Consider the following 12,592-nt stretch of genomic DNA (forward strand, 5'->3'; position numbering starts at 1 on the left):
CGTCCGGTCACGTCGCGGAGCGAGGTCCCACGGTGTACGGCACGACCCGTACACCTCATCGCTCCGGTGAGCCACGCGTGGTTCTGTCGCCCGCCCCTGGCTGGCACGGACACACCCCCCTCAACGAAGCGGCACGCGGGCCGGTCACGGTGTCGTACGGGTGAGAGCGGGACGGAACTCAGACGCGACCCCGGCACAGCTCCAGCAGGGTCATGGCGAGGCCGGTGCCGGGCTTGCCGAGGGCGTCCCGGTAGCGGGCGAGGATCTCCATCTCGCGGGACAGGTGCACCCGCCGCCCGCCGGAGGCGATCCGGGTCTGCTGGACGACGGCGGAGACGGCCATCCGCTCCTGGATCAGGCCGATGATCCGGTCGTCGAGCGCGTCGATGCGCTCACGGGCGTCGGCGATGGCCGCTTCTGGGGTGGTGGTGGTCATCCGGTGCTCCTCGAAGGGGGTGGCGGAAGCCCTGGGACGACAGAACCCGGTGATACGACAGGCGCCCCGGGCCTTGTCGGCCCGGGGCGCCTGGGAAGTCGCTTGGCGGTTGGCTCAAGCAGCACGACCATGGCAGCCGGCGGGCCGGGTGCCATAGGTAAAGACGAAGGTCGAGTGCTTGCGCATGCGGTCAGTATGCCACGGCGGCTTGTCTCGGAGGTCCGGCGGCCACCCCGTTAGAATCGGAAGCACAGACCCCCGCCCGACCACCAGAAGGCACCCCGTGTCATCAGCGACCCAGTCTGCCGCCACCCCCGACACCGTCCTGGTCGTCGACTTCGGCGCGCAGTACGCCCAGCTCATCGCCCGTCGCGTCCGCGAGGCGCGGGTCTACAGCGAGATCGTGCCGAGCACCATGCCGGTCAGCGAGATGCTCGCCAAGAAGCCCGCGGCGATCATCCTCTCCGGCGGCCCCTCGTCGGTGTACGAGGAGGGCGCGCCCCGCCTCGACCGCGAGATCTTCGAGTCCGGCGTCCCCGTCTTCGGCATGTGCTACGGCTTCCAGCTGATGGCGCAGGTCCTCGGCGGCACCGTCGACAACACCGGCGCCCGCGAGTACGGCCGTACCGACCTGCACGTCTCCAGGTCGTCCTCCACCCTCTTCGAGGGCACCCCGGAGGAGCAGCACGTGTGGATGTCCCACGGTGACGCCTGCTCCGCCGCCCCGGAGGGCTTCACGGTCACCGCGTCCACGGACGTCGTCCCGGTCGCCGCGTTCGAGAACGACGACAAGAAGCTCTACGGCGTCCAGTACCACCCCGAGGTCATGCACTCCACGCACGGCCAGCAGGTGCTGGAGCACTTCCTCTACCGCGGTGCCGGGCTGAAGCCGGACTGGACCACCGGCAACGTCATCGAGGAGCAGGTCCAGGCCATCCGCGAGCTGGTCGGCGACAAGCGCGCGATCTGCGGGCTGTCCGGCGGGGTGGACTCCGCCGTCGCCGCCGCCCTCGTACAGAAGGCCATCGGCTCCCAGCTGACCTGCGTCTACGTCGACCACGGCCTGATGCGCAAGGGCGAGACCGAGCAGGTCGAGAAGGACTTCGTCGCGGCCACCGGCGTCCAGCTGAAGGTCGTCGACGCCGAGGAGCGCTTCCTGAAGGCGCTCGCCGGGGTGACCGACCCCGAGGAGAAGCGCAAGATCATCGGCCGGGAGTTCATCCGCGTCTTCGAGCAGGCGCAGGCCGAGATCATCGCCGACGAGGGCCCGGCCGTGGAGTTCCTGGTCCAGGGCACCCTCTACCCGGACGTGGTGGAGTCCGGCGGCGGCACCGGCACCGCGAACATCAAGTCGCACCACAACGTCGGCGGCCTGCCCGAGGACCTCGAGTTCAAGCTGATCGAGCCGCTGCGCAAGCTGTTCAAGGACGAGGTCCGCATGGTCGGCAAGGAGCTGGGGCTGCCGGAGGAGATCGTCCAGCGCCAGCCCTTCCCCGGCCCCGGCCTCGGCATCCGGATCGTCGGCGAGGTCACCAAGGAGCGGCTGGACCTGCTGCGTGAGGCCGACGCGATCGCCCGCGAGGAGCTGACCGCGGCCGGCCTGGACCGCGACATCTGGCAGTGCCCGGTGGTCCTGCTCGCCGACGTCCGCAGCGTGGGCGTCCAGGGCGACGGCCGCACCTACGGTCACCCGATCGTGCTGCGCCCGGTCTCCTCCGAGGACGCCATGACCGCCGACTGGTCCCGGCTGCCCTACGACGTCCTCGCCCGCATCTCGACCCGGATCACCAACGAGGTCCGTGACGTCAACCGGGTCGTCCTCGACGTGACGAGCAAGCCGCCGGGGACGATCGAGTGGGAGTAGGCCCTAGGCACGCTTGAGCGTGCGCAGGGGCTCACCGGGCTGCCAGACCTGGACGACCAGATACCTGTCGTCCTCGACGTAGGTGCGGACGACCTCCGTCAGCTCGGTGCGGAAGAGGTGGAACGGCTGCGGCGGTTCCACCTCTTTCACATAGGCGGCCTTGGCCGCGCCCTCCCCGACCTCGTACGCCCGCCCGCTGATCCGGACGTCGCCGCCGCCCAGGTCCGTGCCGTCGCCGGGGTTGGCCTGGAGGGTGAAACGCGGGTCGCGGAGCAGGTCCAGGGCCTTCAGGGAACGCGGCATCATGCCGAGCCACAGCTCCCCGTCCAGGAACCTGACCTCCAGACCGGAGGTGCGGGGCGAGCCGTCCCTGCGGAGGGTCGCGAGGACGTGATGCCGGTACGCGCCGAAGCGCTCCTCGGTGACCGCCGCCAGCTCGGGCACGGCGGTACGGAAGCCTTTCCAGTTCATACGCGCCAGCCTGCCGCCCCATCCCGACATCTCCTGTCGGGTTTTCATCGCGCACGTCATCTTCACCGGACGGCTCTGCCCTTTCGCACCGGCCGGCGGTACTTTCCGGCCGTACGGCAAGCGCCCGCTGGAGGATCCACACGGGCCCACCCCGCCCCTGCCGCTGCCCACCGACCGGCCGCGCGCCGCCGACCTGCCCTGGGGCCTGGGTGTGATCGTCCTGATCTCGGCGGCGACCTATCTGGCCGGCAAGTACGCCGAGGGCGGCCGGCCGGTGATCCACTCGGTGGTCCGCGCCCGGGAGCCCGGCGACCTCGACGGCCCGGTCCGCACCGGTGACGACTCCGAGTTCCGGGGCAGCGGCTTCGTCCCGCCCGGCGCCCAGAGCGCCGACCGGCTCTCCCGGACGGTCCTCCGCATCGGCGCGGTCGACGTCCACGTCCCCCTGATCCCCGTCACCGGAGGCTTCCGCAATCCCACGGACACCACCCTGACCGTGCCCGTACCCGCGGACGTGGAGCCCGGAGCGGTGGACGTCCAGGTGGTGACGGCCGCCGGGGTGGCGACGAACCGGTACCCGCTCCAGGTGACGGAGTGAGGGGCGGGCTCGCCGCGGAGGGCCGAAATCCGGAAAATCATCCAGGACAGGATTGAACGGGCTCCCTTCGTCATACGTATCGTCACATCAGGGGGCTCAGCGGGTGAAAGGCGGCTTGTAGCGATGACTCAAGGCATGCGGACGGATACGCGCATTCCCCGGCTGAACGAACCCCGCGGCCTCCGGGACACCGCCACCCACTACGCCCTGCTGCCGCTGCGCCTCTTCCTGGGTGCCACCTTCGTCTACGCCGGCCTGGACAAGCTCACCGACAGCGCCTTCATGCACTCCGCCGGCGTCGGCTCGATCGGTGACACCATGCGCGCCGCCCGCGGTTCCGCCGCGATCCCCGCCCTGATCGACCTGGCCCTGAAGAGCCCGGTCGGCTTCGGCTACGCCATCGCGCTCGGGGAGCTGGCCGTCGGCATCGCCACCCTGCTCGGTCTCCTCGGCCGCCTCGCCGCGCTCGGCGGCGCGCTGATCTCGCTCAGCCTCTGGCTGACGGTGAGCTGGGCCACCACCCCCTACTACTACGGCAACGACCTCGCCTACCTCATGGCCTGGCTCCCCCTGATCCTCGCCGGCGCGCCCTACTTCTCCGTGGACGCCGCCTGGCGGGCCCGGCGGTGGCCCGGCGGCTACCGCTGACTTTCCTCGGCGCCGCCCCGCCCGCGTATCGCCCGGGCCAGCACGGCCGTGGCGCCGGCCAGACACAGGCCGCCCACCACCAGCGGAACCACCAGGAACCACGGGGTGTCCCACAGGCCGCCCGCGTCCCCCGCGTAGACCACGGCGGTGGCGGTCAGGAAGAGCCCGGCGACCAGCTTCCCGGGCTGGAACTCATGACGCAGCACGGCTGACCTCCACCTGTCCCACTCCCACGCCGAGCGTGAGATCCAGCGCGCCCGGCGTCCGGGACACTCCGCCCGTGCCCTTGGCCGGTGCCAGCGTCACGTTCCGATGTCTGCCGGGCAGCACGTCCACGTCCTCTCCACGGTCCCCGGGCAACCGGATGTCGCCCACCCCCACATCCAGGTCCATCCGCACGGTCACATCCGCCGGCACGATCACCTTCAGGTTTCCCGCACCCACCCGGGCGTCCGTGGCGACCGTCTGCCCGGGGGCCGGGTGCACCCGGGTCAGGTCCAGCGTGCCCCGCCCCGTGCCGAGGTCGTACTCGGACCGCACCTGGGCCACCGCGTCCGGCTTCCAGGTCGCCTCCTTCCAGTCGGCGGTGATGTCCCGGGGCAGCGCCGCCGCCCCGGCGAGCAGGGCCGCCGTGACCAGCGCCCAGAACACCGTCCCGGCCCCCGTCCGGCCCAGGAACGCGCTGAACGCCATGCCCAGTCCGAACACCGCCAGCGCGCAGGACAGACCGGCCTGCAGATTGGTGCCGAGCGGGTGCGTGTGCCAGCCGGACCAGGTGCCCAGGCCGCCCGCCAGCAGGGCGAGCAGGAACACCCAGCCGCCGATCCAGCGCGGGCCGCGCGGTCTCGGGGGCTCGGCCGCCGGCGGGGGTATCGCCCCGGGGTGTGTCCAGGGGGTGGCGATGCCGACGTCCAGGACCGAGGTGAGGTCCCGTCCGCGGACGTCACCGGGACCCCACAGATAGCCGGTGCCGCCGACATGGGTGCCGTCCTTGACGATCGGATCACGCCACCAGGAGGGATAGAAGGTGACGACCGGCGGCGCCTGGGCCTCCGGCGGCGCGTCGGCGGCGGCCTGCGCCGCCAGCGGATCGTGATCGGCGGCACCACGGCGTCTCGACCAGTACCCCGCGCCCGCGAGCAGCAGCGAGAGCACCGTGGCGAACGCCAGCACCCCGCCGTTTCTCAGCATCGTCAGGAAGATCCCGCAGCCGACCAGCGCGAACAGGACCGCGGCCAGCGCCTGGCCGTCGACCCGGCCCGTGAACAGCTTGCGGACCTCGTTCTCCTCCTCGTCCTCGTACGGCACCAGCAGCCAGGCGAAGCCGTAGAAGATGAGACCCAGGCCGCCCGTCGCGGACAGCACGGCCAGTGTGATCCGGAAGATCACCGGGTCCATGTCGGTCTGCCGCCCCAGCCCCGCGCACACGCCCGCGATCATCTTGTGCCTGCGGTCACGCCGGAACCGCTCGGGAAGCCGGGGGCGCTCCTGCCGCTCCGGCTCCTGCGCGGCGGAAGCGGCGCCGCCTCGGGAACGGGGGCGGAAGCCGGGGTGGGCGGGGGAGCCGGGGCCGGCCGCTCCGCTCTCTCCCGTCGCGGCGGGCGCGGCATCCGTCGGCCCGGTGCCCGGGGCCGGGCGCGGGCCGGGGCCGGGTCCCGGACCCGTCGCGGCGTGCTCGTGATCGGTCATGCGTCCATGGTGACCGCCCGGCCGCCCCGGCGGCAGTCGGGACGACCCTGGGCCAACCCTGAAATCGTCCCTGAGGCGGGGCGGGGAAGCGTTCGAGCGGCACGGACCGCCGGGCAACCCCGCACGAGCCGCCCACCCGGACCGGCCCCGACGGAAGATCAGGGGCGTCTCCGGGGCCGACCCTGATGCTCCGCCCCGCCGCCCGTGTGACCATCGTTGGCATGCCGGAAGCCGCAAGCCTGCCACTCGACGACCCGCGGCCCCCGCGCAAGCTCTACCGCAGCAGCGACGGACGCTGGCTCGGCGGAGTGGCGCGAGGGCTCGCCGGGCATCTCGGGCTGCCCGTCGTCTGGGTGCGGCTCGTCTTCGCCGGCCTGCTCATGGCCGACGGCCTCGGAGCGCTGCTCTACGCCGCGTTCTGGTTCTTCGTCCCGCTCGGCATCGGTGGCGTCGGCGACCAGAAGCCCTCGCTGGTGGGAGCGGAGACCACACCGGACGGCCGGCGCAGACTGATGGCCCGCAGACCGGACCGGGGACAGATCGCCGCCCTGCTCCTCATGGTCATCGTCTCCATGATCTTCGTGCGCAGCGTCAATCTCGGCAGCGCGACCAAGGCGTATCTGGTGCCCGCCGTGCTCGTCGCGGCCGGTGTCGCCCTCGTCTGGCGCCAGGCGGACAACGCCCGCCGGGCCCGCTGGGTCGAAGCCGGCCGGCGGCGCCGCACCCTCACCCTGCTGCGCGCGGCCGGTGGCGTCCTGCTCGTCACGGCCGGGGTCACGGCCGTCTTCGTCCTCCAGGGATCGACCGCTCATCTGGGCGCGGTCCTGCAGGCCGCGCTCGCCGTGCTCGTCGGCATCACCCTTCTCGCCGGTCCCTACCTGGTCCGCATGACCCAGGACCTCTCCGAGGAGCGCCTGATGCGCATCCGCGCCCAGGAACGCGCCGAGGTGGCCGCCCACGTCCACGACTCCGTGCTGCACACCCTCACCCTGATCCAGCGCAACGCCGAGAACGCGAGCGAGGTGCGCCGCCTCGCCCGCGCCCAGGAACGCGACCTGCGCACCTGGCTCTACAAGCCGGAGGGCACCGGCAAGGACGAGGACGACGAGCCGGGCACGGTCGCCGAGGCGGTGCGGCGCAACGCCGCGGAGGTGGAGGACAAGCACGGCGTGCCCATCGAGGTCGTCATCGTCGGCGACTGCCCGCTGGACGAGAGGACCGGAGCGCAGATGCAGGCCGCGCGCGAGGCCATGGTGAACGCCGCCAAGTACGGTGGCGAGGGCGGTGCCGTACAGGTCTACGCCGAAGTCGAGGGGAAATCGGTCTTCGTGTCCGTGCGGGACCGCGGTCCCGGCTTCGACCTCGACGCGATACCCGCCGACCGCATGGGTGTCAGAGAATCGATCATCGGCCGCATGGAGCGCCACGGCGGCACGGCCCGGCTGCGGGCGGTGCCCGACGGCGGCACCGAGGTCGAGCTGGAGACGGAGAGGGCGGAGAAGACGTCATGAGCGACGCGACCGAGGCGAACGGCACGGTGGGGGCGGCGGAGGGCCGGCCAGGTGCCGGCGCGGACGGGCGGCATGTGCGGGTGGTGCTTGTGGACGACCACCGGATGTTCCGCACCGGCGTCCAGGCCGAGATCGGCCAGACCGCCGAGACCGGCGTCGAGGTGGTCGGCGAGGCAGCGGACGTCGACCAGGCGGTCGCGGTCATCACCGCCACCCGGCCCGAGGTGGTCCTCCTCGACGTGCACCTCCCGGGCGGCGGCGGGGTCGAGGTGCTGCGCCGGTGCGCGGCGCTGACGGCCGACGCCGAGCGGCCCGTCCGCTTCCTCGCGCTGTCCGTGTCGGACGCCGCCGAGGACGTGATCGGGGTGATCCGCGGCGGCGCCCGCGGCTATGTCACCAAGACCATTACGGGGGCCGACCTGATCGACTCGATCTTCCGCGTCCAGGAGGGCGACGCCGTCTTCTCCCCGCGGCTGGCCGGGTTCGTCCTGGACGCCTTCGCCTCCACCGACGCCCCGCCCGTGGACGAGGATCTGGACCGCCTCACCCAGCGGGAACGCGAGGTGCTGCGCCTGATCGCCCGGGGCTACGCCTACAAGGAGATCGCCAAGCAGCTGTTCATCTCGGTGAAGACCGTCGAGTCCCATGTCTCGGCGGTCCTGCGCAAGCTCCAGCTGTCCAACCGGCACGAGCTGACCCGCTGGGCGACCGCGCGCCGGCTGGTCTGACCCCCAAGGGCCCGCCCGTCCCCGTCCATCAGGCCACCCTGGTCGCCCCCGCGAACGGCATCTGGCCGATCGGGTCCAGGCGGACCGGAGCCGACGGGTTCGGGGCGTGGATCATCCGGCCGCCGCCCACGTAGATGCCGACGTGGCTGATGCCCGGGTAGAAGAACACCAGGTCGCCCGGGCGCAGCTCCGAGCGGGAGATCCGCCGGCCCGCGTCGATCTGGGCGTAGGAGGTGCGCGGCAGGGAGAGACCGGCGGCGCGGTAGGCGGCCTGGACCAGGCCAGAGCAGTCGAAGGCGTTCGGACCGGTGGCACCCCACACATAGGGGCTGCCGAGCTTGCCGTAGGCGTAGGCGACGGCCGCCGCCGCGCGCCCGCTGGAGGCCGGGACGGATTCGGCCCGCTCCAGCGGCTCCCGCGGATCGGCGGCCGACCGGGAGACACGTTCCGCCGGGGCGTCGGCGCCGGTGATCGCGTCGCGTTGGCGTGGAGACAGCCGGGCGAGCAGCCGCCGGGCCTCCTCCAGCTTGCCGGTGACGGTCTTCTTGTGGCGGCGCAGCTCGGCCTGCCGGGACCGCAGCGACTTCACCTCGACGCGTGCGGCGCCGCGCAGCCGCTCGATCTCCCGCAACTGCCGGCGGACCCCTGACACCGCGGCGGCCTGCCGGTCGCCGGCCCGCTCGGCGAGGGCGGCACCGTCCAGGTACCGGTCGGGGTCGCTGGAGAGGGCCAGTTGCCAGGCCGGGGCGATCGCGCCGTCCCGGTACTGCGCCGCCGCGATCGAGCCCAGGGCGTTCCGGACCGTGTTCAGCCTCTGCTGCCTGCGGGCGGTCTCGTCCTGCAGCGCGCCCAGCCGCCGCTGGGCCGCGTCCGCCTCCTCCTTCGCCCCGTTGTACTTCTCGGTCGCGGCCTCGGCCTCCCGGTACAACGCCGCCACCCGGGCCTTCACCTGGGACGGAGTCGGCTGGGGCGCGGCGTGTCCCGTGCCGTCGAAGCAGGTCGCGGCGGCCGCGCCCGCCAGGGCGAGAGTGGCGGCCGTCCGGACCGTATGGCCGGTGAGCGGGCGTTGCGGGGGCTTGCGGTGGGCTGCCACCTGGAACCGTCACGTCCTTCCTACGACTCGTACCACCGAGCGATCGGTACGTGCCCCGCGGCGGCCCGTACAGGGGGAGTGGCCGCCGCCGGGCCTTTCTCGGCGGTGGTGGCCGGTTGCCGCGGGCGGCGATGGGGAGCCGGTCACCTGGGGGAGGACGCTAAAACGGATGGTGACGGGTGGGTAACGCGGTGTACGGAACTGGTTCCCGTCGGTCGATGTGTGACCGTATGGGATCACCTGGTTGTTCCGGAGTCGTCGCCTTCACGGAGCGTGGTGATCAAAGAGAGGAAATGGTTACTGGCGGGGGTGGTGGGGTGCTATGGGGCGCATTTATGCATGATCGCTACGGGGTTCGGGAGGTGGGGAGCAGGGGGTCGCCGGGGCCGTCAGCAGGGTCGTTCCTGGAGGTGGGGGGTGGCGGCGGGGGTCGGTGGCGGGACGGTGGGTGGGCGCTCGTTAGGCTCCGGCTCATGGACGTACTCATCCATCTCTTCGTCGGCCTGCACATCATCGGCATCGCCGCGCTGCTCGGCGGTTTCCTCACCCAGATGAAGGCGATGGGCCAGGGCACGGCCCGGTTCGTGCCCGGGATGCTGCACGGCGCGCTCACCATGCTGGTCACCGGTGTGGTTCTGGTCGGGCTCAACCAGGCCGACGACCACCACCTCAACAACATCAAGCTCGGGGTGAAGCTGGCCCTGCTGATCGTGATCCTGGGCCTCGTCTACGTGAAGCGCGACGAGGAGCGGATCGACAAGGGCGTCTTCGGACTGGTCGGCCTGCTGACCATGGCCAACATCTTCATCGCCGTCCTGTGGACCTGATCCCCGGCGCGCCCCGTCGCGGTTCCGGCATCGGGCGGGGCCGTGGGCTGCTCAGGTGTCCAGGAGGCCGCGGACGTCTTTGACGAGGGCGGGGATGTCGAGGGGCCGGCTGGTGTCGATGGTCAGCAGTGGGCCGCCCAGGCGTAGGGGGCCTGGGTAGGTGGCGCGGATGGTGGCGACGCGCTCCGCGACTTGCCCGGGGGTGAGCCGCGGGTCGAGGTGGCCCGGGTGACGGGTGCGTCGCAGGAAGCGCTCCGCGGCGAGGGCCGGGTCGCAGTCGCAGAAGATCTCGATCAGGCGGGCATCGAGCTGACGCAGGCGTTCGGGTGCGGTGTCGTGGTGCCACCAGTTGTCGAGAACGGCGTGCGTGGCCCGGGCGGCGATGGTGAAGAGGATGTCGTCGCCGGCGCGGCTGAGCCGGTGCCGCCAGGTGTGGTCGCCGACGCCGAGGGAGTCGAAGAGGGTTTCGAGGATCGCGTCCTTGTCGATGACGGGCCATCCCAGTCCATCGGCGAGGCGGTAGGAGAGGGTGCTCTTTCCGCTGGCGGGCAGGCCGGACACGATCACGAAGACGTTGTCGGTCACGGGGTCGGTGCGGCGTGAGGCCCCGTCCGGTCGGTTCTGGGCTGTGGGGGGAGTCATGGCGTCTGATGTCGGATCCGCGTCGGCGTCAGCCCGGCCGCACCACGCTGTGGACGGCCGCCTCGCCGAGGACTGAGACCGGTTCCTCGCGGACGTACGCACCCGGCCTCGGCGCGTGGATCATCATGCCGTCGCCCGTGCAGAGTCCTACGTGGCCGGCGTCGTCGTGGAAGAAGACCAGGTCACCGGGGCGCGCCTCGGCCGGCGGTACCGGGATGCCGACGCCGGCCTGCTCGGGCGCCGTGCGCGGGAGGGTCACACCGGCGGACTTCCAGGCGGCCTGGGTGAGCCCGGCGCAGTCGTAGGAGCCGGGGCCGGAGGCGCCCCACACGCACGGTTTGCCGAGCTGGGCACGGGCGAAGGCGACGGCCTCGCCGGCCTTGGTCGCGTACGTTCCCGGGGGTGTGCCGGGGGCCTGGGCGATCCGCTGGGACAGCAGCACGCGCGCGTGGGTGAGCTTTTCCCTGGTGACCACCTTGGCGGCCTTCGGCCCGCTGAAGGGGGTGTCCGGACGGCTGACGGTGGTGACCGGCCGACGTGCGAGGGACTCCGGACGGCTGCCCGGCGGTACCGCCACGCCGACGGGTTCCTGGGCGGCGGCCGGCGGGGCCTGCATGGCTTGACGCGGCGCCGCGGCTCGGAGAGGCGGGGTGACGGTCGCCGGGCTCCCGGTGGGCGTGGCGGCGCGTTCGGCTTCGCCGGTACTGCGGCTGGCATGGCCGGTACTGCGGCTGACCTGGTAGGTCCCGAGCGGAGCGTGGTCGGTGCCGCGGGGGACCTGGACGGTGTCGAGCCTGGCGTTGCCGGTCCCGAGCGTGGCCTGCACGGTGTTGTGCTTGGCGTGGCTGGTCCCAAGTGCGGTGGGGCCGCCGGCACCGTGCCAGGGGTGATCGGTACCGCGCCGGGGCTCATCGACGCCCGGCGCGCTGTGCCCGGTGTGGTGGACACCACGCCCGGTCTGGTCCATGCGCCGCTCTGCCTGCCCCGCGCCGGGCCCGGTCCGGCCGATGCCCGGCTCGGCCTGTGTGGTGCCGGGCCCGGCCTGGCTCATGCCCGGCCCGGACTGCCCAGTGCCCCGCTGAGCCGGGATCTTGCCTCGCGCGCCGGGCAGAGGGCGCTGCCGGGCCCGCCGAGCGACCTCGTCACGGAGCCGCTGAAGGCTGCCGTCAGCGACACGTGGGGCCTCGGCACGCTCGGCCGGCACGGCCCACCCGGCCGGTTCCGGACGCCCCTTCCACCCGGCATCCCCGCCCTGTCCGGCGCTTGCGGCCCGTGGCCCGCCCCCGGCCGCGTCCGCGCGCCAGGCGCGCTCACCCCGCCCTCTGCCGTCGGCCCGTCCGTCCCGTTCCCCGCGTGCTCGCCACTCCCCGCGCCCGTCCCGTTCCCCGGGCCCGGCCGCGTCGGCAAGCCGGGCCCGCTCAACGTCTCCACTGCCCTCGGTCGTGCGTGCCCCCCGCTTCCCGCGACCGGCCCCGTCGGTGACGCGCGCCCGCGCATCCTCGCTCCACCCGTCCCGGTCCCCACGCCCCTCCCGCGCCGCACGCGCTCCCCGCTGCTCCCCGCGCCCCCACCGCCCCCTGGCGCCGCCGCCCTCGGCGGAAGCCTCCAGTGCCGACTCCGCCTGGCGGTAGAAGTCGTCGATCTTGCGGGCTACCTCCTCCGGGGTCGGGACGCCCCGGCCGGTCGCGAGGGCGGCTTCGGCGGGCTGGGAGAACACCGTCATGGAGGTCAGGGCGGCGGCGGCCAGGGTCGGGGTGTGGACGCCTGCCGGCTGGCTGCCGCCGGGGCGCGGCTTGCGGTGCGACGCCAAGGGGGCCACTCCTTCCGTGCTGCCGCCTGCCGGTGGGCTCGGGCGGGTGCCGGCAAGGGGCGCCCCACGGCTTCGTCCCGGGCGGGAGTCGGCCGATTCGGCCCAGGATCGGTGGGTCCCCGGCTCCGGGCACCGCGCGGGGCGTGCCGGACTCGGCGGAGGCCGTACGGCCCGGCGACGTTCGCCGGAGGGTGGTCGTGCGGCCTGACGGCAACCTAGCCAACTCGTGAGTCTTCTGTGAAGGTTGGCGCACGCCATGTCCGATACATTTCCGT

The 12,592-nt window shown here is 72.9% G+C and carries 12 protein-coding genes and 1 pseudogene; 6 read left to right on the top strand and 7 right to left on the bottom strand.

Going from position 1 to position 12,592, the window contains the following annotated elements:
- Positions 1-178: 178 nt before the first annotated feature.
- Positions 179-436 carry a chorismate mutase gene (locus HB370_RS24475; protein WP_030794406.1) on the bottom strand — a complete coding sequence of 86 codons (258 nt, stop codon included), beginning with the start codon at positions 434-436 and terminating at the stop codon, positions 179-181.
- A gap of 283 nt (positions 437-719) precedes the next feature.
- Between HB370_RS24475 and guaA the strand changes: the two genes are divergently transcribed.
- On the top strand, positions 720-2,300 hold the full coding sequence (gene guaA, locus HB370_RS24480) for a glutamine-hydrolyzing GMP synthase (RefSeq protein WP_030794409.1): 1,581 nt from the start codon (positions 720-722) through the stop codon (positions 2,298-2,300).
- Positions 2,301-2,303: 3 nt separating this feature from the next.
- Here the strand turns inward: guaA and HB370_RS24485 are convergent, their stop codons facing one another.
- Positions 2,304-2,771: a pyridoxamine 5'-phosphate oxidase family protein gene (locus tag HB370_RS24485; RefSeq protein WP_030794413.1), complete on the bottom strand. Its 468-nt coding sequence runs from the start codon at positions 2,769-2,771 to the stop codon at positions 2,304-2,306.
- Between the two features lie 190 nt (positions 2,772-2,961).
- Between HB370_RS24485 and HB370_RS24490 the strand changes: the two are divergent.
- Together HB370_RS24490 and HB370_RS24495 are read left to right on the top strand one after the other, a co-directional pair.
- A pseudogene (locus HB370_RS24490) lies at positions 2,962-3,369 on the top strand (hypothetical protein); the annotation flags it as partial.
- A 123-nt stretch (positions 3,370-3,492) separates the two neighbouring features.
- A complete protein-coding gene (locus tag HB370_RS24495; protein ID WP_030794419.1) occupies positions 3,493-4,017 on the top strand; it encodes a DoxX family membrane protein in 525 nt (174 codons plus the stop codon).
- Here the strand turns inward: HB370_RS24495 and HB370_RS24500 are convergent.
- Both HB370_RS24500 and HB370_RS24505 read right to left on the bottom strand, forming a co-directional pair.
- Entirely contained in the window at positions 4,008-4,223 is a 216-nt protein-coding gene (locus tag HB370_RS24500; RefSeq protein WP_030794424.1) for a hypothetical protein, read from the bottom strand. The two genes, HB370_RS24495 and HB370_RS24500, sit on opposite strands and share 10 nt — an antisense overlap.
- Positions 4,210-5,706: a PspC domain-containing protein gene (locus HB370_RS24505; RefSeq protein ID WP_030794426.1), complete on the bottom strand. Its 1,497-nt coding sequence runs from the start codon at positions 5,704-5,706 to the stop codon at positions 4,210-4,212. The genes HB370_RS24500 and HB370_RS24505 overlap by 14 nt, the downstream gene beginning before the upstream one ends.
- Positions 5,707-5,927: 221 nt before the next feature.
- Here HB370_RS24505 and HB370_RS24510 point away from each other — a divergent pair, with 221 nt between their 5' ends.
- Entirely contained in the window at positions 5,928-7,217 is a 1,290-nt protein-coding gene (locus HB370_RS24510) for an ATP-binding protein (protein WP_037703379.1), read from the top strand.
- The gene (locus HB370_RS24515) at positions 7,214-7,945 is read left to right on the top strand and encodes a response regulator transcription factor (protein WP_030794430.1); all 732 of its coding nucleotides are present in this window, start codon (positions 7,214-7,216) and stop codon (positions 7,943-7,945) included. The genes HB370_RS24510 and HB370_RS24515 overlap by 4 nt, the downstream gene beginning before the upstream one ends.
- Before the next feature lie 28 nt (positions 7,946-7,973).
- On the opposite strand, the gene HB370_RS24520 is transcribed toward HB370_RS24515, so the two are convergent.
- Complete coding sequence (locus HB370_RS24520; RefSeq protein WP_030794433.1) at positions 7,974-9,038, bottom strand: C40 family peptidase; 1,065 nt, start codon at positions 9,036-9,038, stop codon at positions 7,974-7,976.
- 473 nt (positions 9,039-9,511) lie between these two features.
- Between HB370_RS24520 and HB370_RS24525 the strand changes: the two genes are divergently transcribed.
- Positions 9,512-9,865, top strand: coding sequence for a hypothetical protein (locus HB370_RS24525; RefSeq protein WP_030789348.1), 354 nt, complete (start codon positions 9,512-9,514; stop codon positions 9,863-9,865).
- 51 nt (positions 9,866-9,916) lie between these two features.
- On the opposite strand, the gene HB370_RS24530 is transcribed toward HB370_RS24525, so the two are convergent.
- Both HB370_RS24530 and HB370_RS42025 read right to left on the bottom strand, forming a co-directional pair.
- Positions 9,917-10,507 (bottom strand): AAA family ATPase, encoded by a 591-nt coding sequence (locus tag HB370_RS24530; RefSeq protein ID WP_078637709.1) that lies wholly within the window; start codon positions 10,505-10,507, stop codon positions 9,917-9,919.
- A 28-nt stretch (positions 10,508-10,535) separates the two neighbouring features.
- Positions 10,536-11,558, bottom strand: a complete 1,023-nt coding sequence (locus HB370_RS42025; RefSeq protein WP_244405628.1) for a C40 family peptidase — start codon at positions 11,556-11,558, stop codon at positions 10,536-10,538.
- Positions 11,559-12,592: the final 1,034 nt, after the last annotated feature.

This window comes from Streptomyces sp. DSM 40868 (assembly GCF_011820545.1).
In the GTDB taxonomy this organism is placed as follows: domain Bacteria; phylum Actinomycetota; class Actinomycetes; order Streptomycetales; family Streptomycetaceae; genus Streptomyces; species Streptomyces eurythermus.